General features: G+C 70.4%; 1 protein-coding gene. It reads right to left on the bottom strand.

Features of this window, described 5'->3' with window-relative positions:
* On the bottom strand, positions 1-24,933 hold the full coding sequence (locus ACFVMC_RS02035; protein WP_379206027.1) for a hypothetical protein: 24,933 nt from the start codon (positions 24,931-24,933) through the stop codon (positions 1-3).
* Positions 24,934-24,941: the final 8 nt, after the last annotated feature.

Genomic DNA, 24,941 nt, shown 5'->3' on the forward strand with positions numbered 1-24,941 from the left:
TCAGGACGTGAAGATGCGGGTTCGGCGGACTGGGTCGGACAGGACATCGCGGATCAGCAACCCGAAATCCAGGTCCGGAAGAACCGCACGGTAATAGACATCGCACGCGACTGCACCCGACACGGTCAGCATGAAACGGTTCGTCTGCTCGTCGGTGCGCTGCCAATGGGCGGAGACCTGCTGTCCGTCCAGATCGACCACCCGCTCGCCGGCGCGCAACAGCAGCCGGCCCGCCTCCCGGTAGAACACCATGCCCACCGGACCGACACTGCCGTACAGCCCCGCCACCGACCCGGCCCCTTCCGCACCGCCGCGCAACGTCCCGGTCCCCGGTTCGAAGTCGGCGAACTCCCCCGCCCCGGCATGTGACCGCACCAACAGCCCCGACGCCCGGTGCGCACCACTGTCGTGCTGTGCCTGACCATTGCCGTACGCGGCCACCCGCGGAAACGCCCGCGAGCGTTGCCTTCCCGCGGACCCATTGGCCCCCGAGCCACCCGCCGGCGGCATGGGCGGCGGCATGGGCGGAACCCCACCGGTGCCTCCCGGGTTCCCGGACCCGCCATTCGGTGAGGTCCACTGCGGGCCCTCCGAGTAGCCCGGCACCGGCGGCGCGATCGGATTACCGCTCCCATATGGCGGCCGCGGCGGCGTCGACTCACCCGATGTCCCTGGCGCATGCGAGTTCTCCGGAGGTGCCGGAGGACTCGGCAGGTCCGGTAGGTCCGGTAGGCCCGGTAGGCCCGGTAGGCCCGGAGGCTTCGGCAAATCCGGAGGCTTCGGCAGGTCCGGAGGCTTCGGCAGGTCCGGAGGCTTCGGCAGATCCGGTAAGCCCGGAAGCTCCGGCAGATCCGGAAGTTCCGGCAACTCTGGGAGTTCCGGCAACTCTGGAAGATGCGGAGGTTTCGGTGGCTCCGGCTTGGGCGGCTCCGGCTTGGGCGGCACCGGTTTCGGCGGCTCCGGTTTCGGCGGCTCCGGCTTGGGCGGCTCCGGTTTCGGCGGCTCCGGTTTCGGCGGCTCCGGCTTGGGCGGCACCGGTTTCGGCGGCTCCGGCTTGGGCGGCTCCGGCTTGGGCGGCTCCGGCTTGGGCGGCTCCGGCTTGGGCGGCTCCGGCTTGGGCGGCTCCGGCTTGGGCGGCTCCGGTTTCGGCGGCTCCGGCTTGGGCGGCTCCGGCTTGGGCGGCTCCGGCTTGGGCGGCTCCGGCTTCGGCGGCACCGGCTTCGGCGGCACCGGCTTCGGCGGCGCGGGCGGTTGCGGCCCTGGCGGCTCCGGCTTCGGCGGCGCAGGCGGTTGCGGCCCTGGCGGGACCGGCGGCTTCGGCGGACCTGGCAGGTGCGGAACCGGCGGGAACGGCGGCACGGGTCGCGTCAAGCGCGGCTCACGCTCCTCCTCCGCGCCACTACCCGCCCATAGCCCAGCCCGCGCTCCCCCATCGGGACCGGTAATCCGCGGCCCACCCTCGGCCCGCCCACCGGACCTCTCCCCAGAGTCGGTCCGTCCTCGATTCGCCCCGTCGCCGGAATCCGCGCCGGGATCACCTCCCCTATCACCCGTCGGCGAAGGCCCCGCCCCACCGGTCTCCGATTCCCCATCAGACCCCTGGATGGTCTGCGGATCCAAAGCCGGAACGCCCTGTGCCCCACCACTTTCTGACTCCCGGCTACCGACGCCCGCATCGTCGCCAGCCTCACCGGGCAGCGATGCGGGCTCCTCCGCCACACCATCCGACTGCTGGATGGCGCGAGGATCGGTCGGCTGGGTAGCCTCCGCAGACTCCTGCGATCCCCCGCCAGGCCACTGCACCGTCCGGGGATCGGTTGGCTGGGTGGCCTCGTTCCCGGAAACCTCCGGCTGCGCGCCGGTAGCACCGCTCTGCTCCGACTCGCCGCCAGTCAGCGGCGCGGACTGCTGAAGACCCTGCGGCCCAGCACCTTCCGACTTGCGATCCACACCACCATCAGACTCGTCGGCCTCGACACCGGGCAGCGGCGCGGACTCCTGCCGCACGCCACCCGGCCAGTGCACAGTGCGGGGGTCGACAGGCTGAGTAACCTCGTTCGCCGCGTCATCGGGTTGTGCGCCGGTCTGCTCGGACTCATCACCGGACTGCGGCGCGGACTCCTGCGTCACGCCACCGGGCCAGTGCACAGTCCGGGGGTCGACGGGTTGGGTGTCGACATCATCCGGCGACGGCAGCACGACGGTCGACTTGTCGGGGGACGCCACAGGCTGTGTGTCGACGTCTTCCGGTGCAACGGGTTCCGGGGTGGTCGGGGGCGGCCCAGGTGGGAGCGGCGGCCCAGGTGGGAGCGGCGGCCCAGGTGGGAGCGGCGGCCCAGGTGGGAGCGGGGGCCCAGGTGGGAGCGGGGGCCCAGGTGGGAGCGGAGGCCCAGGTGGGAGCGGAGGCCCAGGTGGGAGCGGAGGCCCAGGTGGGAGTGGGGGCCCAGGTGGGAGGGCGCTGTGGGAGGGGGGCGGGGGGAGGAGGTCGGGGGGGCGGAGGTCGGCTGGGGCGTATTTGATTCCCTTGCGCCAGTCGGTGAGGGGTGGGCGCGCGGCGTCCCAGTCGAAGCCGATTCGAATGGCGTACTGGTTGGCGTCGCGCCAGGTCGCGCCGTACGGGTGGGCGCGCAGGTAGTTCGATTCGGCCAGGGCGTCCTGCAGCATCAGGATGTCGGCGGGCAGGATGCTGTCACCACCCGCGATCAGCCGGTTCCACGCTTCGGCCACATCCGCGACCGCGTCCAACGGCAGACGCCGCGTGACACCGTCGCGCGGGTCGACGCGCAGATACAACTCCTCCATCAGATGCTTCTTGATCTGCGCGATCTCCTCCCGGGAGAACGCGGCGACCGAACTGTCCAACCGTTCGGCGACAGCGCGCGCGATCTCGGCGCGATCGGGCCGCAGCCCCATCAGCGCGTCCCGGATATCGTGCACCAATCGTGCTGCGTCACCGGGCCTTTCGTGATCCAGGTGGCCGGTGATCGCGTCGACGGCGCGACTCAGGTCGGGGCCGGGATCATCCGGCCGGCGCGTGGTCACCTCGATCAGCCCGGCGAGGTGGTCGTCGACGACATTCGCGATCACATCGACGAGAACCGCGGCCCGCACGGCACGCCCCGCACCCTGCGCGGCCGGATGGTCGTTCAGATTGCCGGTGATCTTGTCGATATCGCTGTCGTCGCCGCGGAATTTGTTGTACTCGGCATCAGCCCAGTCCTGCACCCGCTTCCAGGCTGCCCGCTCGGCACGCTGTCGCTGTTGGAACAACTCGCCCAGCTCGTCATCCGAGGCGCGTTCGGCGATATTGAATTCCCGCGCCATCGGCTGCACATCCCGCCGCGGAGCCCGGAACCAGGGGTGCCCCTTGAAGCCCGGTTTGATCCGGCCGGGATGCTCCTTGTCGTTGAACCAGGTGAACCCGAACAGTTTCGCCGGTTCCAGTGTGAGCCGCAGGATGTTGTACCACAGGTCGGCGAACGGCAGGTCGTAGGTCTGCATACCGTTGTCGATCGGGTCGCCGCCCGGAATCGCCGGCAGGAACGCCTTGTTCACGCCCGGGCCGTTATCCACGAACGGGTCGACGAGCGCGGCCTCGACGGGGGCCATACCCCAGCCGGAGACGCCTTCGGGCAGATCACGTTCCTTGAATTCCTTCGGCACGGTCGCGCCGTCACCGCCGGATTCGCCGACATTCGGGTCCAGCGCATGCCAGTCGCCGGCACCGTCCTGCCAGCGCACGATCCGCAGCGGCGGACGGCCGCCCATCGCCGGCAGGGTGACGAACTCACGACGAGGACCGTTCATGCGGGCGGTGCGCACGGGAGTCTCGCGATCAGCGACGATCCAGTGGTATTCGATGCTCGCGTCGGGCCGGGTCATGGCGTGGGCGACAACCGGATCCGTCCGGATCGCCTGGGCGAGCGCCGCGTCGTGGTCCAGACGCGAACGATGGTAGGGGCCGATCGGGGCGATCACGATGATGCGCGACGGATTGCCCGAGACGATCCCGACACGCGGTGGGCCGTCGGTGTCGATGACCCGCGCGCCGAGGGCGGCGAACAGGTCGTGGCCCGCACCGGTCAATTCCGCCATCTGGCCCTGGATTCGATGCACCAGCTGGTCGAACTGATTGACCCGGGTCGCCGCCTGACGCAGTAGCTCGATCCGGCGGCCGTGCTCGGCGACTTGGTCGGCGAGCACGGTGCGGCCAGCCACCTCGTCCAGGGCGGCGTCGAGTTCATCTCGGCCGAGGCGGCTTTCGTCGATCCGGAGTCGCCGCGCCAGGTCGGCGCGCATCAGGCGCCACGGTTTGCATTCGAGCACGGCCTTCGCGCGGTCTCGGGCGAGGCGGTCGAGTTCTTGTCGAACCTGCTGCGACAGTTCCGGTTCCGCGACTCCGACGCGACCGAGCGCGGCGATCTGGCGGTCCAGTTCGGCCAGTTCGGAATCGGCGTCGTTGAACCGCTGCGCCGCGTCCTGCAGGTTGAAGATCTGTTCACGACGGCGTGCGAGTTCGGCGGGACCGACCAATTCGGTTGCTCGCGTGGGGCTTTCCTCGCCAGTTCCGTGGATATCGCGGGTACGGACGATGCCGTTCTCGAGCTGCTGCAGGGTGGTCGCCAGGTTCGCCTGGTTCAATGCCCGCTGCGGGTCACGGATCGGGAGCGGGATGTCGCTGAACCGGGAGAACCGGTCATCGCGCTTCGCCCGCCAGAACGCCCGTTCCGCCGCGAGCTGCGCCCGCTTGCGCATCAACTCCTGATAGACCGCCTCGGGCGTCCCGGCGAGTTGCTGCTCGACGATCTCGGCGTCCAGCCGAGCCACCTCGGCCTCGGCCGCGGCGAGCCGCTCGGTCGCCCGGGCCAGCGCCGCGGTCTCGGGTCCGCCGGGCTCCGCGTCGGCCATCAGCCCGGCGAGCACATCGCGAATATCCCGCAGTTCCTCGCGCCGGGCGACCGCCTCGGCTCGCTCCCCCCGCAACCGCTCCAGCTCGGCCCGCGCCTCGGGGGTCAGATCCGCCGGGTCCGCCATCGGCTGCGCGGACCGCCCCTCCTGCTGCCGAGACGACTCGAGCTCTTCCGCAGCCTGTTCCGGCGCAGGCGTCACGCCCTCGGGTTGCGCCGGAGTGGCCGAGCCGGGCGGCTGCTGTGACGCTCCCGCCGGAAGCGCTTCACCCTCGGACTGCGATGCGCCCGCCGAGCCGGACTCCGCAGGTGACAGGCCCGCCGGAAGCGCCCCACCCTCGGACTGCGGTGGGCCAGCCGGACCCGACTGCACAGACGACGGGTCCGCAGCCGGAGGTACGGTGACGCCCGCGCTGCCAGGCCCGGAGGTCGGAGGCTTCGGAGTTACGGCAGGCGGGGTGGCCTCACCCTCGTCGCCCGGCGGGTTTTGGTTGGCCGGGGCGGCACCGGGCTGTGGTGGTGCCGAGTTAAGCGGGCCGGAGAGTTCGCCCTCGGACTGCGGTGAGCCTGCCGGACCAGACTGCACAGACGACGAACCAGCCGCAAGCGCTTCACTCTCGGACTGCAACGGACCAGCCGGACCCGACTGCACAGGTGACGGGGCCGCGGCCGGAGGTACGGTGACGCCCGCGCTCCCGGGGCCGGAGGTCGGGGGCTTCGGAGTTGCGGGAGGCGGGGTGGCCTCGCCCTCGTCGCCAGGCTGTGGCGGTTCGACGGGCGGGTTCTGGTTGGCCGGGGCGGCTCCGGGCTGCTGCGGTGGCGAGTTGGGCGGGGCGGAAGGTTCGCCCTCGGTCTGGGTTCCGTCCAGCTCCGCGGCCTGGCGCTGCTGCTCGGCCAAGGCTTCGTCGAATTCGCGCAGGCGGTTGTCGAAGGCCTGCTGGTTCTCGGGGGTATCCTCGGTGCGGCCCTGCAGTTGGTCGAGGGCTCGGCGTGCTTCGTCGACGCGCTGCTGGATCGCGGACATCGCGTCGTCGAAACGCTGCTGGGTGCGCTGCCGCAGCGCCTCGAATTCGGCTGCGGTGTCCGGGTTTCGGGGCTCACCGTCCAACTCGGCCCGGCGGCGCTCGTGCTCGGCCAGCGCCTCATCGAGCTGGCGCATACGAAGTTCGAACTCGCTGTTCAGAGCCTGGCGGGCCGCGGCGGCGCGGCGCCGGATCGCGTCCAGCGCTTCCTGCACCCGGGCCGCGGTGCGCTGACGGATGGCCTCGAATTCCGCCGCCGGATCGGGGGCGGTCCCCGGCGGCTGCGGAGCAGGCGTCTCTCCGGCCCCGTCCCGCACCTCGTCGAGCGCTTCGCGGGCCTGGTCGACCTGCCGCTGGATCTCGGCCATCGCGTCATCGAAACGCTGCTGGGTGCGCTGCCGCAGCGCCTCGAATTCGGCAGCGGTTCGCGGATCCAGGGATTGCCGCGCGCCGCTAGCGGTTCGCGGGTCATCGGAATCGACTGCGCCGCTGCCGTTTTGCGTTCCACCGGACTCCCCTGCGCCGCCATCAGCTTGCGAACCGCCAGACTCCCCAGTGCCACCATCAGCTTGCGAACCGCCAGACTCCCCAGTGCCACCATCAGCTTGCGAACCGCCAGACTCCCCAGTGCCACCATCAGCTTGCGAACCGACAGAATCCCCAGTGCCACCATCAGCTTGCGAACCGACAGAATCCCCAGTGCCACCATCAGCTTGCGAACCGACAGAATCCCCAGTGCCGCCATCAGCTTGCGAACCGCCAGACTCCCCTGCGTCATCGCCGGTTTGCGAACCGACAGAGCCCTCTGCGCTGTCGGTGATTTGTGGATCCGCTGGGGCAGAGACAGCCGTCGACTCCGGGCCGAAGTCTGTGTGGCGGTAGCTGATTCGGCCGTCGTCGCCGTAGGTGATCTCGATGTGGCGGATCACGAGGTCCGGGTTCGACAGCAGGGCGCGCAGTTCCGGGTAGCGCGCGGCGAGATCGGCGCGGACGTCGCCGGGGGCGTTCCAGCCGACGACCACTATGCGGGGAGGTTCGCCGGGGACGACGCCGACCGTATTGTCGATCCGGTTCGCGCCCGCCTCGGCCAGAGCCTCGCGTTCCATCGCCTGAGCGACCGCCCGGTCCAGCACCTCCAGCACCGATTCGGCCTGGTTGAACCGGATCGCGGCCGCACGCAGCGCTGCGATCCGCGCCGCCTGGTCGGGCAGCTCGCGACCGAGCCGTTCGACGGTACCGTCCAGCGCGACCTGGGTCAGATCACTTTCCTGGACAGGAAGACCATCCATCGCCTCCGCGCGCGCTGTTCGCGCCGCATCCAATTCCCGTACCGCGGCGACATTCTCGGCTGCCAGCCGGTTGGTGACCCGGCGCGCGAGATCGGCATCGGGCCCGTCCGCGTCGTCCGCGTCGCCCGCAGCCATCGGCGGCGCCACGGGCGGCTTCCCGCCGCCCCCGCCCTGCCCTGAAATCACCGGCGGAGCACCGAGTTCCACCGACTGCGCACCCTCACCATCGGCAGGTGGCTGCGACCAAGCCACCCGCGGATCAACCGGCGACTTCGGACCGGACCCACCACCGTTGGGCCCGAGCGGGACGGTCGGATCATCCGTACCCACACCGTCTGTCGGCGTGCCCAACGGCAGGGTCGGGTTGTCCGATTGCTGCGCCCAGGCCACCCGCGGATCGACCGGGGGCTGTGCCCAGGCCACGCGTGGGTCGACCGGCGGCTGCGCCCACGGCACCCGCGGATCGATCGGCGGAAGTGGTTGTGTCACCACTGAATCCGGGTTCCCGGTGCGCAGGCCGAGGGGCAGGGTCGGGGTGTCGGGGTCTGCGGGCGGCGGGCCCGGGGGTGGGGTCACGGGCTGGGTGGCCGCGAGTTCCGCTGTGATGCGCTGGAGTTCGGTCTCGGCATCGGTGTAGCGCTTGGCGGCGGCGCCAAGGACGGCGGCGGATTCGGAGTCCGGGTGCTGGCGGAACGCGGCGGTGGCGGCGTCGAGGGCGGCGCGGGCGGCATCGCGTTCCGCGCGCGCGGTTGCCTGATCGGCCAGGAGACGGGCGATCAGGGCGGGTCGCTGCGCCGCGGCCGCCAGGTCGGCGGCGCGTTCGTTCAGCGCCTCGAGCAGGTCGAGATCGTCGGAGCGACGCTGGGTTTCACTTCGCAGCTGGGCTTGCACCTCGGCCAGTTGCGCCGGCTTGAGCCGTTCCTTCTGATCGATCTTGCCGTCCCGGTAGACCTCGTAGACCTTGGCCCACCGCTTCGCCTTCTCCTCGGCCACCTCCGGAGGATCATCGGGCCGCACCGGGTCGGGCAGTTCGACACCGACCGTGCGGGTGAAGTCGGGATTGGCACGGGTGTCGGGTTCGGGACCGGTGTGCTGGCCAAGAATGCCGAAGCGGTCCAGGATATTCGCGCCCTCAACCGCGTCGGCGAGCACATCCAGATTGCCGACCAGATCGAGCAGATGCGCGATCGCCTTGTCGTGCACCGGGAATTCGCCATCGGTCACGCGCGGATCGACGAGGTCCGCACCGCGCCCGACCGGATCGTAACGGTCCAGCGCGTTGATCGTCCGATAGAACTCGGCGAGCGCATTCCGGAGATTCGCGTGTTCGCTCTCGCGGCGCGCGAGCTTGGAGATCGCCTTGTGCAACCGCTTCGGGTCGATCCGGGTGGCGTCCGCCCGGTAGCGCATGTCGTCGTTCTTGTAGTTGCGCGGCAACAGATCCCGTGGGAACCGGCCTCGGCGCGTACCCACCCCCAGGCGCTCGGCGAGCCGGTTCCGGGCGGCGATCACCACATCGGCGTCGATATCGCGCATCAGGTGCGCGTACGCGACGAGGTCTTCGGCCGCTTGACGCCGGCGCGCCTTTCCGATCCGCTCATCGGTCAGCCCACGCGCCATCCGCTCGGGTGTCAGCTGATCGGAATGCATGTCCACCCGGTGCGCCAGCTGGGAGCGGGCGTCGTCGCTGGCGTGGAAATCATCGATATCCCATGCGGTGCGCCCGTAGTCGATGATGGCTTCGATCTGCGCGGCGCGGATCGCGTTCTCGGATCGCAGCTGTTCGATGCGTCGCGCGAGCGCCGCAGGGTCGGCAAGGTCGGTGTCCGAGATGCCGAGGCGCCGCACCAGTTGCCGGCGGGCCACGTCGACTTCGTTGCTGGACAGTCCATCCGGCAGCAGTGGCGTGCGCTGGTCGCGGGTCGTGACCGCGTCGTCGTAGACCGGCCGCCATGCCCCGTCCGGCTCCCGGACCAGGGTGACGGCCAACTCGCGTCCGCCGACCTGTTCCCGGATATGTTGCACAGCAACGGGTTCGGCGTCGAGCAGCCGGAGCGATCCGTCCAGATCGACGTGCGAGATGCGGTGCACCACATCGACCAGCCCGTCGTTCACCGCCTCCGCGAGCTGCGGATGAGCCCGCAGCGCGTCGGCCAGTACCCGTTCGTGGTCGAGCCCGGCGTCGAATACCAGCAGTTTCGGCCGCTGCCCGGGTGCGCCGGGCAGGATGGCGATGCCGTCCACATCGGGCAGCTCGAAGCCGCCGTCGGCCGCGACCGAGGCCCGCAGTCCCAGCTCGGCCAGCTTGCGGGTGGCCTGGTCGACCCCGGCGTCCGAATCCAGGAAGGCGGTCAGCCGCTGTTCGAAGTCCGCGAGTCCGCGGGCCTGCGCGCGGATCTGATCGAGCACCGCGGCCAGCGTGCGCCGCGGATGCGTGTCGAGCTGGCTCAGGTCGCTGCCGAGCAGTTGCGCCCAGACGGCGCGCTCGTCCCGAATCTGGTCGCGGCGCAGGGCGTTCTCGAAGTAGCCGGGCCGGCCCTGGTCGAGGCCGGGCTGATCGGTGTAGTTGGGATCGCCCCAGTCCCGGCCGGGTTCGCCGCCATTGTTGACGCCGTCCCAGTCGAGCACCGTGGTGGGCCGGTCGTTGGCGCGGATGACCTCGCGCAGGAACCGGGTCATCGGGTCGGTGTCGAAGAAACTGACCTCGGTGCTGAACGGGATGCGGCGGTTCTCGGCGTCGTAGCGGGCGGCGGCCTCGGCGAGCCCGGCCAGCGCGCCGAGGCGGCGGGCCTGCTGGTAGCGCAGCACCTGGAAGGCGCGCCGCGCGGTCTCCGGGGTGACTTCGGGGCCGAGGTCCGCGCCGAGGGCGCGGGCGGCGGCGATCAGGTCGGCCGCGAGGTCGGTGCGCCGGTTCGCGGCATCGGCCAGTTCCTGGGCCAGTTCGGCGAATCGGCCGGTGGCGTTCGGATTCGGCTGGTGCCGTTCGGGTTTCGGAGCGGGGGACGGGATCTCCCGGGTCGGTTGTTCGGCATCGGCCTGGCGGCGCAGCTCGTCGACGTCGACGCCGTGCTCGCGGCGCACCTGCGCCGGGTCGGCCTCGTCCAGCCATGGCCGATATTCCTCGCCGTTGCGTAGTCGCGCCGGTGGCGCGTCGGCCGCCGAGTCGGGGATGCGGCTGGTCAGTTTCTTCAGGAACGGAATGAGCTCCCGGCTCTGCCACATCGTCACCCCCTCTTTGAGGATGCGCGCCGGGTTGAACTTGGTCTGTAGCTCATCGCCCTGTGGCGTGTGCTTGACCACCGGAACGTCCGCCTGGTAGGCGAGCACCGACTGCCCCGCGCTGTCTTGTCCGGAGCCCGAGGGGTACTTCGGGTTGTGCCCGCCGAATCCGGCACGCAACTCGGCCCACTTGCGGCGCAGGAAGTTCGGGCGACGCTCGGGCACGGTCGGCGGCTCCGCGCTGGGCAGCGCCGAATTGCCTACGGTTGCAGCAGTTTCCGGCTGCGGCGCGGGTGGCTCGACCCGCCAGCCGCCGCGGCCGTCGTCGACCAGGTGTACCGGTAGACCCGCGTCACCGACATCGATGGTGTGCGGTCGGCTCGCACCGGTTTTCGGCCGCGGGCGCCCGGGATCGCGCGGTTCGGCGGCCGTGGGCTCGCCGGGCGGTTTCCCTACTCCCCCAACCGAATTCGGATCCGGCGTCGACGCGGCCTCGTCGCCGAGGCGGTCCGGACCAGAGTTCGCGCTCCGGTCGCCGCCGGTGGCCTGCTCGGCGGCTTCGGTCAGCATCCGATACAGCAGCCGCGCGGGTTCGCTGGCATTGCGGCCGTTGAGCGTGACGTCCAGGAAGGCCTCGGCCAGTGCCTCCGGAGTGTTCAGCATGCCGTGTTCGAAGCTGTACCCGCTGAGCTGGCTCAGCCAGCTCGCATAGCCCGCGATGGTGGCGGGCGTGTGCGTCCGACGGTAATGCCGCAACAGCTGGTCTTCGAGCGTGGTGTGCAACGAACGGCCGCTGGCGTAGTCGAGCGCGTGCCCGAACTCGTGCACGAACACGCTGTAGGCGGGGCGGGCAAGGATGACGGCGTGGAACCGCCCCTCCTCGACCCGCAGGCGCAGGCGCTCGGTGAAATACGCCGGATCGGAGGCGTGCCGGTAGTTCAGTGTGATCGAGTCGGTGTAGAGCTTGCCGGTGGTGCGGTCCCGGCGCGGTTGTGCCTGTGCGAACGGATCGCCGTCCAGCTTGCCGATGCCCACACTGCGCAGGTCGGTTCGCGGATGGGCGGCGCGCATATCGACCACACCGCGCGCGAATTCGCGCACCGTTTCCGGGTCGAGGTTCGGCAGGTCGAAGCCGAACACCTTCAGCCCGGTGACGTCGGCGAGGTGCTCGCCGACCTGCTTCGGGGTCAGATTCGTCCATTCGTCATCGACCGCCGGGGTGAGGCGAACGGGCTCGGCAGGGGCCGGGGCCGGTGCGCTCTCGTCGTTCAGCAGATCCGGCGTCTCGGGCCGGTACCCGTCCCGGCCTGACGCATCGGCGTCGATCGCGCCGTGCGACGCACGCCAGGCCCGGTCGTAGAACTCCGTATTGGTGAGGTCGGAACCCGCGGGCTGGTCGGCCGCGACCAGGGGACGCAGCGCGTCGAAACCGGCCTGGGCCGCGATGGCATCCCATTCCGCCGCGAGGACGCCGCTTTCGCTCGCCGCCGCGCGCGCCTGCCGGTAGGCATCGAGATATGCCTGGTCGGCCGCGGTGAGATCGACCGCGCCGGGCAGTTGCACCGCGGCGACGATCTCCCAGACGCGGGCGGTGGTTTCCTCGTCGATCTTGCGATCGATGTAATCCTGCCGCTCCGAACGCATTCGGTCCCGGGCGTCGACGGCGGCGTCCTGCTTGCCCGCGATATCGGCGTGGATCGCGCCGCTGACGAGAGCGCGCAGGTGTGCGGCGTCGGTGGCGCCCGCGTCGATGACCAGCGCCCGCCGCGCGGGGAACAGTCGCGTGGGCCCGCCGGAACTGTGCTCGATGGTGATCCCGTGCTTGCGCAGGGTTTCGATTGCCCAGGCGCCGACCGGGCTGGTCGCCAGGTAGGCCATGATCGGTTCGAGCCGCTGCCGGGTCGCGGTGGCGGCCAGCTCCGGTTCCGTGACGATCCGGCCGTTGGATTCGATGACCTGCGGATCGATCGAGGTGGCGGGGCGGGCGCGGACCTGACCGGCGTCGTCGATGTCCAGCGAGAGGTGCTCGAATTCGACCGGTCCGCTACGCAGGAGCGCACGCACCCGCGGGTCCGCCGCGACCGCGTCGCGCAGCGCCTGGTGCTGGAAAGCCTTACCGGCGATGATGATTCGGTTCGGTTCCCCGGGGACGAAGGCGTAGTGATCGCCGAACGATTGCGCTTCGGGAACGTGGGCGGCGAGCACTTCGCGGGCGGCCAGCGCGTTCAGCCGGTCGATGTGCTGCTCGAACTCGGTATGCGCGTTCTCGCGGCGCACCGTCAGATCGGTGAGGGTCAGCAGATCGTGGGCGATTCGGCGTAGTTCCGCCAGTCGCGCGGGTGCGATCGACGGATCGGCCATCTCGTCGCGCACCGGGCGCAGCCGATCGGTGATCGCCCGGTAGAGCGTTTCCGCGTCTCGGTCGCTGTCGATGCCGTATTCGGCGGCCCGGCTGTCGAGTTCGCGCGTGATCTGGAGCAGGTCACGCAGGGACCGGGCCCGGTCAGCGGTGGCGGCGAGCAGCTCCGCGGCGATGTGCGGCGCGGGTCGCGGTGCGATGGGCGCGTCGTAGAACCCGGCGTGATCGGTGCGCGCCCGGTCCCATTCGGCGCCGTAATACTCCGCGTAGTTCCGGCCGTTCGGCCACACATGCGTTCTGACCTGGTCGACCAAGGCCGCGGCCGCGCGCTCGTGCGCCCGTTCGGCATTCGATTGCCCGGTGTCGCTGCCCGATTCGAGCGCGGCGGTGAACGCGGCGTCGTAGACGTCCTCGAGGTAGTGCCGGTCGGTGAAGTACGCGCCGAGTTGGTCGTCGCCGCGGAACTCGCGGGCGAGCTGGATCCAGCGCGCGATCGCCGCCGCCTCCTCGGCGACCATGGTGCGCACGAAACTCGCGCGGTCCATGGCGAGATGGCCGGATTCACCGCGGAGGTATCGCTCGGCGTGTACCGATTCGTGCGCCAGCGACAAGGCTTGGCGGACTTGGCTATTGGTGCCGGTGTAGACCGTGGCCGTCAACGCGTCGGCGGCGAATCCGCCGCTGCGCCCGTCCGCGGCGGCGGCCTCGAACCGCACCCGCACCAGGGCGTCGTCCAATACGCGCAACACATTCGCACCGATCTCGGTGCCGCGCAACAGCGCTCGGACCTGATCGTCGACCGAGTCGAGCGCCCGCCCGATCCGCCGCTCGGAAGCTGCGGCGAGGTCGGCGTCGGGATCGGATCCGAGCGGATGGATCGCCTCGCCCGTCGGGTCGAGCAGAATCGCGAACGTGGCGCCCAGCTCCTGCGGCACCAGCGGCGGGAAGCCGCGCGTGTACCCCGCGCCCGGGTCGGCGACCAGGATCTGTCCGCCCGGCTCGTGGACCAGCAGGTAGGCGTGCGCGCCGACGCCGTGTTCGTCGACCGCACCGGCGTACTCGTCGACCACCAGCGCCATCGAGCCTTCGGGCAGTTCGAGCAGCTGCTGTCGAATCGCGTCGTGGTCGGCGAACGCGCGCAGCATGCCGCCGGTGGCCTGCTGCACCTCGGCGCGCGTCATGCCGTCGAGCCCGATCGGCCGGGTCGGCAGGGTGATCGAATCATTGCCGGTGAGCCGTCTGATCAGCTGCAACGCGAGTTCGGCGCAGCGGCCGCGGTTCTCGTCCTGACCGTGCGGAGGCGGTGGGTCGGCCTCCGGCGCAGCAGGCTGATCCGAGTCGGCCGCTTGATCGGGGTCAACAGCCTGATCAGGTTCGATGACCGTCGGCTCGTCGGTCTCCGGGACCGGTGCGTCCTGATCGGGGTCGCTGACCTCCGGCAGATCCTCCGGGACGAACTCAACCCCGCTGAGCTCCTCGTCGACCTTCGGGTGGGTCCCATCGGCGGCCGGGTCGGGAGCGGGCTGCGGTCCGAGCGCATCCGCCCAGGTCTTGCCGAACGCGGCCCGGTACTCGGCCAGCCGACCCGAGTCCTCCAGCTGCGCTCGAATCCGCGCGGTATTCCGAACGAACGCGTCGGTCCCCATCGGATCCGTGAGATGTGCGGCATCCGGGCGCGCGAACAGCGAGCGCATCGCCCGCCCGACACCGCCGCGGACGGCTTCGAGCGCCGAGGCGAGCCGGCTTCCGGTCACCACGAGCTGCTGCGACATGGCGTAGTCGTGGGCCAGGAGTTGTTCCAGCAGCGTCCGTTCCGCCGCTACCGCGCGGGTGCGCTGGCGCAGCATGGCGTCGACATAGTCGTCGGCGGTGCGCTGGAACGGATGCGGCACCGTGCCCTGGGCCGCGTCGTGCAGATACGCCGCGGCGTGCACGAGTGCGGCCGCCTGCTCGATATCGGAGGCGCCGACGTCCAGGACCACCGTCCGGCGCTCGGGTCGATACCCCGGCTCGCCGTCGATCTCGTGCACCACGCGAACCGCGTTGGCGCGCAGCACCTCATCGGCCCACACGCCGATCTCGGTCTGCGCGAGGATCGTGCGCGCCAGCTCGATGCGCCGTGCCGATTCCTCGGCGGCGCGCACCCCCGGGAAGGCGACCGCCGGGTCCGGCGCGGACTCCCGCTCCTGGGCGGCCTCTACGACAACCGCGCTGGCGGCTCGGTCGAGCACATCCATGCCCCACAGCTCGCGTGGCGCGGGCCAGCTGTTGAGGTTGGCATTGGCGTCGGGGCGGCCAACTGCGATCAACTGCACGTCCACGTCGGGATTGCCGAGCGCCGCATCGAGTTCCGGGCTGCGCAGCCGAGCGGTCGCGAGCACGTCGGCATGCGTTGTATCCGGCGCGACCACGATCACCCGCGGGGTGGGGCCGGAGATCAGCGCTACATTCGAGGTGATGATCCGCGCGTCGGGCAGCGCGCTGACCTCGGCCAGCAGCACGTCCCGCGCCGCAAGCGCGTCGATCTTCGAATGGGCCTGGTCGAGCAGGGCCTGCTGCACCGCACGGGCGTCACGGAGATCCGAGTGCAGCCGAAGTTGCAGCTCACGCCGCAGCAGCTCCGCTCGGCGGGTCTGTGCGGGCTCGGGCAGCATGTCGCGGGTCACGGTGGCCGGATCGATCCCGGTTTCCTGCACGAGCTCGGCCAATTTCGCGCGATTGGCCGCGAGCAGATCCACGACCGCCTGCCCGACACCGACCGAGTTCTCGATCTGATGGGCGGCTATCTCCGGCAGCAGCGAATCGTGCAGGAGCCGGCGGCCGAGTTCCTCGAGGCTCCGGTTCGCCACGATCGCCTGGCGCGCGTATTCACGGGCCTGGGCCTCGGCCTCGGGACCGCTCCACCGGTGATGGTCGATACCGATTTGCGCGTCGTCCCACGCTTTGCCGTAGTAGTCGAGGTAATTGCTGCCGTTCGTCCAGGGCCGCGAACCCACCCGGTCGGATATCGCATCGATCGCGGCGTCCCGCGCCTTGTCGTAAGCCTCTTCCGTCCCGGGATCCGGATTCTTCTGAATGGAGTCGTCGAACGCTTTCCAGTAGATGTCGAATAGTTCGTCGTGGCCGCTGATCGCGGTGACCCCGCCGCGCTCGAGCTGACGGAAGAACTCGAATTCGCGTCCTTTGGCGTCGGCCTCCTCCCGCACCATCGCGGCGATGTAGTCCTCGCGCGACATCTGTTTGATCCGGTGCAGCGCATTGGCTGTCTTTCCGGACAGGGAGTATTGGGCGTGCACACCTTCGTGCACCAGTGTCGCCGCCCGCGTGAGATGCCCCCGGTCGTTGTCGCGCACGTCGGCTCGCAGGTCGGGATGGCTGTACTGCCCGCCCATCTCATCCGGCAACTGATCGGTGAAATTGACTGCGACCTGGGAACTTTCCAGGGTGACCAGGATGTCGCGCCCCACGGCAGTCTGCGCGAGCAACCATTTGACCTGGTCATCGGCCTCACCCAGCGGCAACCCGATCTGGCCGTCGACGCCTTCCCGGACCGTCTCCGCACGGTGGCCGTGATAGTACGGATTCGGGATCAGTTCGCCGAACTCCCGATAGCCGATGAGCAACCGCACGCCACGGATGTATTCCCGTTTCACGCCCCCGGGGAACGCGACTTCCAACTCCTCCTCGAGGTCGTGCTTGCCGAGTGAGTTGTTGACGTCGAGGCCGCCCGGCGCGTCGATTTCGTAGATGTACTTGCCGAACCGGAGTCCGATGGCATCGGACCGCGAGGTGCTCAGGAAGGCCGACTTGCGGTTCTGCATGACATACATGTGCAGGTCTGTCCTGGAGAACGGGTCCTTCGGCCGGAACCCCTCTCGGAAGATGATCTCCGGCCCCCGGTCGTCGCCGCGGTAGAGCGGGGCGGAATCGGAACGCCACCGCGCCCGCGCGAAAGGCACCCCGAAGAAGACCCGCCCGACGAGGCTCAGGAAGAGATTCGGCCGGACCTTGATCCTGCGCATTCGGACGAGCCAGGGATCGCCGTTCTCGAATGGGTTCGGGGCGGCGTCGGTTTCCGCGAACTCGGCTGAGCCGTCGGCCACCTCGGCACCGTCGGGCCGCGCGCGCCCCTTGGCTCCGGACGCCTCCGGTCCGTCGCCGACGTTCGGCGTGACCAGCTCCGGCGTGAATACGCCCAGCAGATTCGCCTGCGACACAGCGGCATTCGGCGTAGCGACGGGCTGCGGGCCGGTCGCGGCCGGGCCGGGCTCGGCGATCACACCGTTGGCGTAGTCCCATCCCCTGGCATAGCTGTCCCGGTACCGGGCGTCCGCGGCGAGCGGTGTGCGCAGATAGCCTTCGAAACCGGCTGCGGCGTGCTCGCCGGACTGCTGGTTCGCCGACTCGGAGCGGGGCAGCCGCAACATCGCACTCAACCGGTTCAGTCGAGACGGTGGCTTCGGGCCCGCGACCTCCCCGGCCTGGGTCGGGTCGGCCACCGGGATGACGTGGCCGCGGGCGCGCAGCTCCGCGGCGAAGTCGGCCTCGCGGGTGTGCGCGTCCTGCTCCTGTCGCAGCATCGCCGCCACGTAGTCGGCCCGGTCGGTCGACAGCGGATTCGGCGTACGGCCTTCGGCCGCGTCACGCAGGTGCACCGCGGCGTGCACCATGTCGATGGCCTGGCGAACCTCCGAGGTCCGGTAGTCGAGGACGAGCGTGGGCGGTACCCGCTCCGGGTAGAAGCGCGGCTCGACGCCCAGTTCGTGCACGATCCGAATGTTCTCGCGCCGCAGCAATTCATCCGCCCACACACCGATCTCGGTGCTGCGCAACAGCTCTCGCGCCCGCGCGATCCGGTCCGCCGAGGTCGTGCCCGCGGTATCGCTGGGCATGCCCAGCGGGGTCCGCGTGGACTCGGGCCGCAGATTCAGCTCGAGCGCGTGCGCGAGGATATCGCCGACATCCGAGCCGAGCACCACCGAGACCTCGACATTCGCGTCCGGCACCGGCGGCACGAGCTCGAGCACGCGCAGATCGAGATCCGGATGCCGCAGCGCCGCGGCGAGTTCTGGATCGGTCGCCATCGCCTCGGCGAGCGCCACAGCATGATCGGTCCTGCGTTCGGTCGGAAGCAGGCGTTTGGTTCCGACGACGAGCACCCGGGGCGGTTCCCCGGCCACCAGCGCGACCCGCGGCGTGAGCTGCACCGCCCCGGCGTATCCCGACCGCCCCAGCTCGGCTGCGAGCACATCCTGCGCGGCCAGGGTATTCGCGACCGAACGCTCGCGTCCCACCAGCTCGGTCTGTAGGTCGAGCCGCTCGGTGAGATCGGCCAGCAGCCGGATCCGCAGCTCCCGTTCGAGCAGTTCGGCCCGCCGGCCCTCCAGCTCCGGATCGGGCAGCATCTCGCGAGCCACGTCGGCGCGGTCCACACCCAGCCGGCGCGCCAATTTGTCCAGGGCTCGGTCGTTCTCGGTGGCCAGGCGGCGCAGTGCCCCCTCCCGCGAGCCCTCGATGAGCACCTCCATGCGAGGCGCGCCGAGGCTTTCGATGAGACCGTCGATCTGTCGGCTCAGCTCGTTGCGGCGCCGCTGTGCGATGAATCCGCGCGTGGCCGCCTCGGCGACCTCGGCCTCGGTCTCCAGCGAACGCCAGGTGTGGATCTCGGCGTCCGGGCGCACCGCGCGATCCCAGCCCGCGCTGTAGTGCTCGGTGTAGAGAGTAGCGACGTACTCCATGATGGTGGCCGCCGCCACCTCCCGGGCGAGCACCTTGATCTCCGCCTCGGTGCGGCCGGTGTTCGCTCGGGTGAGCTGGTCGACCCGGGCGTCGTAAGCCGCCAGATACCGCTCTGCGTGCGGTCCACCCGCGATCGAGACCGGATAGCCCAGCTGCCGTAGTTCCCTGGCGAATTCGTAGCCCCGGCCCCGGGCGATCGATTCCTCGCGGACCATCTGCGCGACATAGTCGGCACGCTCGAGCTGCCGGATGCGACTGCGGCGGTTGCTGGTCGAACCGTCCAGCGCCATCTCCGCGTGCACGGCCTCGTGCACCAGGGTCACCGCCTGGTCGAGGATATCTCGTCCCCGAGTACCGATTTCGGCCATCACCAGGCTCGACATATAGCTGCCGAGTACGACATCGGCGTCCTGGTCCGGCGCGGCGAATGTGACCGTGACGTCGTCCCCCAGCACGGCCAGCGCCTCGCGGCCGACGTCCGTGGCGTGTAGCAGTCCCAGCACCTGGTCGGCGTTCGTGCCGAGCGAAAGACCGATGCGCGCAGGCAGATCCACGTTGCCGGAACCGTCCGGCGTGACGGGATGCACCGGAACACCGTTCTCGTCGAACAGGATCATGTGGGTCGAGGCGACCTCCGAGGGCACGCTCGGCGGGAAGCCGCGCACACTGCCCGCGCCCGGGTCGTAGACGACGATGCCGCTCGACTCGTGCCGCAGCACATACGCGTGCGCGCCGACGCCGTGCTCATCCACCGGCGCGGAGTAGGTGTCGACGACCAGAGCCGCAGCGCCCACGGGCAGATCGAGCAGCGCCGCTGCGATGTCGTCGTGTCCGGTCACCGAGTCCAGGCGGCCGCCCGCCGCGGCCTGCACCTCGGCCGCGCTCATACCGTCCAATCCGACCGCGCCGGACGGCAGCTGGATCACCGAGCTCCGGGTCAGCGCCCGGATCAGCCGTAGCGACAGCTCGGCGCACCGGCCACGATTATGCGTGGGTGTCGGCTGCGTCCCGGGCTCCGGCCGCTGCGGGCTGGGCTCAGAGGCTTGCGAACCGGGTTCAGGTGACCGCGTGGCGGATTCGGATGACCTCGAACCGGAATTTGGTGTGCGCGAACTAGATTCAGGTGCGCGCGAACTGGAATCGGGTGACCGCGTGGCGGATTCGGATGACCTCGAACCGGAATCGGGTGACCGCGAACCGGAATCGGATCCACGCGTCGCGGGATCGGGCGCACGCGAACCGGATTCACCGCGCTGCGGCGGGGTTTCGGCCAGCTGGGCGTAGGCCGTTGCGAGTTCCCGGGTTTCCGCACGCAGCCGGGCCAGCGTTTTCGCTGTCGCGCGGTCGGTGGCGAGATCGTTGGCGGTAACGTCGAGCGCGCCGGCCCAACGGGCGACCTCGGCGGCGGCGAGATCGATATCGTCGGTGGCCGGCGACCCGATCGCGGCGGCCAGTGCCTCGATCGCGGCGGCGCGCAACAACGTTCGCGCGCGCTGCTCGTCGACGGCTTCCCGCAGCTGGTCGCGCAGCGTGAGGTCGAGCGGGATGTTCATCTGCCGCAACAGCCACGCCTGGGTCAGCTCCGGCGACAGTGCCTGCGGGACAGGTACTTCCGGCGTCCGAGTGGCCGGATCCCCCGCGTCCGGATCGGGCGCGGGCAGCGCGGTCCGAGCTAGATCCGCCAGTGTCCGTAGCGGATTCGAGATTCCGGCCAGCGAATCGCCGAGGCCGAGCGCACGAGCCAGGTCATCGACATGGGCGCGGTCGGTATCGGAGAGCACCGCCGGGTCCCGCTGCTCCGGCGTCTGTGATTCGTCCAGCAGACGCAGCACCGCCGCGATCGGGTCCGCCGGATCGCCCGCACCCACCCGCGACGGCATGAACCGGTCGAGATCGTCGTTCTGCGCGCCACTTCCGGCCGCGAGCCCGCGGCTACCCCCTTCGCCGAGCGGGCGAGTCGCCACACCGTGCTCGTTGAAGAAGATGCCCCAGGTGCCCTCCGCGTCGGACACGTCGGCCGGGTCGTACTCGAACGGGTCCGGACGCCGCCGCGGATCGAACACCATCACCTTGCCGGTGTCAGCGTCGTAGTACATGGTGAACGCGTGCGCGCCGGGTTCACCGTCGGCCACCGGCCCGCGCTGCTGATTGACCACGATCACGGCGGCCTTGCCGCCCATGTGCCGCAACGCGTCTGCGATCGCCTGCTCCCCCGAACGCGCGCGGCCGACACCGAGCAGATCCGCCACGGACAGCCGCTTGCGCCGCCACACCGGCGTCATCTGCGCGTCGGCGTTCTGTTCGAGCTGACGCCAGTCCATACCGTCGACGCCGACGCTCTCGGGAACAGTGATGGCGGGGTTCCCGGTGACCCGGGCCGCCATCCACAGCGCCAGCGGCCCGCAATGGTTGCGCGTCGAATCCGGACGGGAGGTATTCGGTTGCGACGGATCGACATCCGGCAGATGCGGCGCGGTCCCCGCCCGATCCGCCTCGATGTCGGATACCCGGTACATCGTGTCGATCGGCAGGCCCCGCAGCGCCCGCGGCACGTCGGTGTCCGGTCCGTTCCACCGGTGGTACAGCCCGTTCGTCTCGTGCGGAACGAACACGCGCACGCCGTCGCCGAAGTGCTTCGACGGCAGAATCGGATCGCCGGGAATGCCGACCAGCACGATATCGCCCACTACACCCGACAACCGGCCGTCGCGACCCGCCTTCGCGATGACATCGACGCCGTAGCCGCCCGCGACCACCCGGACCGCGGGCTTCTCGCCCATCCTGGTCGCCTCCAGGATCGCCAGATCACGCCGGAGCAGCTGCGCCGCGCGCTTCGTGCCCAGGGTCACCTTCGAGCGGAGCCCACCCGGGGTGTCGTACCCGAGCCAGGCGACCGAAGCCAGTGATTCGCCCGCCCGCAGCCGGCCCGCGGCGGCGGCGTGGCGCGCACCGACCGTCTGAAGCACCGCGTCGATGTCGGCCACGGTGCCGTCCCGGCCGCTGACATGGACCGACAGTTGCGTCGCCGTCTTCGGCTCACCGAAGCAGACCAGTGCCCGGCCCTTGCCGCCGAATGCGGTGGCGTCGTAGGCGAGTACTCGCACCCTCGGATTCGAATCGAGCCGCGCGGCGCGCACCTGGGCCCGTCGCAGGCCGTCGACGGTGCGCCGCAGATTACGCAACTGCTGACGTTCCTGGCGGGTCAGGTTGTCGCGCGAGCCGAGATCCGCCAGGTCCCTTGCCATCTGCAACCGGTTGGCGCTGTCGGCCGAATCGAAGTCGATGCCGGGCGCTCGGCTGATCACGTCCGCGTGTGCCCGCACCAGGACGGCTCGCTCGGCGTCACTCAGCGCCGCCCACCGCCGGGCATTGTCAGCCGCCTTCGCCCGCGCCTCCGCGTCCGTCGCCGGCCGCGTCTCGGAATCGCCGAGCAGCAGATCCGACGCCCGCATACCGGGTTTCATCCCCTCGAGGATGGCCGCGGCCGCATCGATCTCCGCCTGGCTCGCCGCGCTCCGGTCCTCCGGCAGGACCCGACGCGGGTCGGGTCGGCTGCCATCGGAATCAGGGTTCGAGCTCGAGCCGGGATCGGTATCCGTGTCGGAGTCCGGGTCCGTTCGCGAATCGGGGTTCGTGCTCGAATCAGGATCCGTACGCGAATCTGGGTCGGCGTTCGTGCCCGGATCGGAATCGGAGTCCGCGTCGGAATCGGTATCCGGTCCGCTCGGCGTGCGTCCCGGACCCCCCACCGGCGCGACCGGGGCAACAGCGAGCGCCGCTGCGGGATCGACAGCGGGATCGGTCGCGAGATCAGCATCGGGATCGGCCGGATCGGCAACACCGGTATCGAGGCCAGTCGCGAGATCAGCATCCGGATTCGCCGCGTCGCCGCGATCCGGCGACGGGACAACCGAATTCGGGTCCGCGGTCGGCGAGCCCGGGACACCGGCAAGGGCCGCACCCGGATCAACCGTGAGACCGGCCTGCGGATCGACGGAATCGGCAGGCGAGTCGACATCGGGGTCGGGCGCAGCGCTGCGATTCGCTGCGGGGGCCGCCTGATTCGAATCCTGATCTGGCGAAGCTGTTGCCGGGGTCGCGGATTCGGGATCGGCGGCCACCTGGCGCTGTTGGCGGGTGCTCGCTGCCGCGTCGGGGTCGACACCGGACAGCGGGCCGGATTGCGGGGCTTCGGAATCCGTGAGGTTCGCCTGGACCGCTCCGCCATGGTTGGACGGGGCGAGGCCGGTTGCCCGCGCGCCGGTGTCAGGTGCCGGTTGGGTCGTCGGCGGCACGCCGGAGACATCGGGCAGCATTGCGGGGTGTACGCCGTCCACCGGGATCGGGCCACCGGGCTCGATAGATCGCCGGCGGAAGTCTCCCGGCGCCGGCGCGGCACCGGGCTGCTGCGGTGCCGCGGCCGAAGTCGATCCGGGTGTCGCTGCGCCGGACGTGCTCGTTGGCGCGGCACCGGCCGCGGGTGCCGAACCCGGGACAGCGGCACCGACATTGGGCGCGGCGTTCGGGCCGAAGGCCGGGGTCGCAGCCGAGCCCTGCTGTGCGGTCTGCGCAGACCTGGTTTCACCGGTCGGCGGAGTAGATTGGGGCACAACCGAATCCGAGTCGCCCACCAGGGGTACGCCCGCACGCGCGGCTGGATCGCCTGCGGACTGTCCGGAATCCGCCCGAGCGGGATCGGTGTTCGCCTGCCCGACGTCACTGCCGGTCTCGGGCGAATTCGCGGTCGACTCGGGCGAGTTCGCGTCTGCCTCGGGCGCGGCTGATTCGGGTGAACTTGCCTCGCTCGCACCGGACTCCGGCGAACTTGCCTCGGCCTGGGGCGCACCCGACTCCGCCGAACTCGCCTCCCCCTGAGAAGCACCCGACTCCGCCGAACTCGCCTCCCCCTGAGACGCACCCGACTCCGCCGAATTCACCTCCCCCTGAGGAGCACCCGACTCCGCCGAACTGGCTTCGCCCTGAGACGTACCCGCTTCGCTCTGCGCACTCGACTCCGGCGAATTCGCCTCGGGCGCGGGCGAACTCGCACCTGCCTCGGGCGCCCCCTCATTCTGCGCCGAAGTCTCGGACGACTCGCCCGTACTACCTTCGTCGGGAGCACTGTTCGTGTCACCGGTGGGCGGCGGTGCCACTTGCTGATCGGCCGCGGGATCCCCGCCGGTCTCGGAAGTTCCGGTGTCGCCTCCGGTTTCGCCGGTGGCGGGCGGTGCGCCCGCGCTGGCCGCCGTCACACCAGGCGAATTGGGGGCCCCGGTGTTGGGCGCCGCACCCGCCTGGCCGGTGGTCGAAGGGTTGTTGGTGCTCGTCGGGTCGGTGCTGGGCGCGTTGTCGGGACCCGGGACCGGGGACGTACCGTCGCCGGGCCCGGCGCCGGGCATGGTGCCGACTCGCAGGGGTTCATTGCTCGGATTCACCGGCCCGTTGGACTGGGACACGCCCCGCGCCCCGGAGATCGCGCTCGGCCCGGCACCGGAGAGACCGCCGCCGACGAAGGAACGGGGATCCCAGTTCCCGGTTGCCCAGGCCGCGACGAACGCGCCGGCCAGACCCGCTCCGGTGCCGACGATGGCGCCGCCGGTGGCGCCCCGCCAGCCGCGAGTGCTCATGAGCCCCGGCGCGATCCGGTTCATCGCGCGGTTCAACCCGAAGCCCGCGCCACCACCGGCGCCACCGGCGAGCGCGGACACCCAGGCGTTCTCCCAGATCGCTCCGGTATTCCAGCCCTGGCTGTTCAGGCCCTCGCCGATGACGATGGCCTGCACCGCGACCTCCTGGGTGGTGCCCTGGAAGACCTCGACGATCGCTTCCTGCACGATCTCGTAGACGACCTTGGCCACCACCTGTTTGGCCGTGTCCGACAGGAATGTCCTGGCGAGCATGGCCATGATCCGGCCCTCCAGCCAGCGGGCCAGGCGTTGGAACGCGATGCGGGTCGCGGCGATGGCGCCGGCCGAGACGGCCCCCGCACCCGGGCCCGCGAACGGCGCCAGCGCGAGTTCGATCGCCAGCCAGGCCAGCGAGAAGATCGCGTTCAGGTGATTCGAGTGGACCGCGCCGGCGAAATCGTCGACCGAGACCGCGAGATCGTTGAACGAGTTGCCCATCAACTCGATCGAGCCGTGCTTGGGATCTTCGTTGTGGATCACCGACCGCAACGACGTGGAGATCTGCTCGCCGCCCTGCCCCTGTGGATAGGCGTTGACCACCGCCGCCGCGGCGACGTCGGCCTCCGCTATCGCCTCCTCGAGGATCTCCTCGGCGATCTCGCGCAGCACCTCGGAGATCTTGACCACATCGTCTGGATCGATGCGTGTGATCTCCGAGCCCGCCACCCATTCGAGCCACGCGAGCTCCGGCGGAATCGCCCAATATCCCATCGACAGGC

Source organism: Nocardia sp. NPDC127579 (assembly GCF_042672005.1).
Taxonomy (GTDB): domain Bacteria; phylum Actinomycetota; class Actinomycetes; order Mycobacteriales; family Mycobacteriaceae; genus Nocardia.

Coding starts and splice junctions, on each gene's coding strand:
- ACFVMC_RS02035 (WP_379206027.1), bottom strand. CDS start 24,933: ATGGGATATTGGGCGATTCCGCCGGAGCTCGCGTGGCTCGAATGGGTG.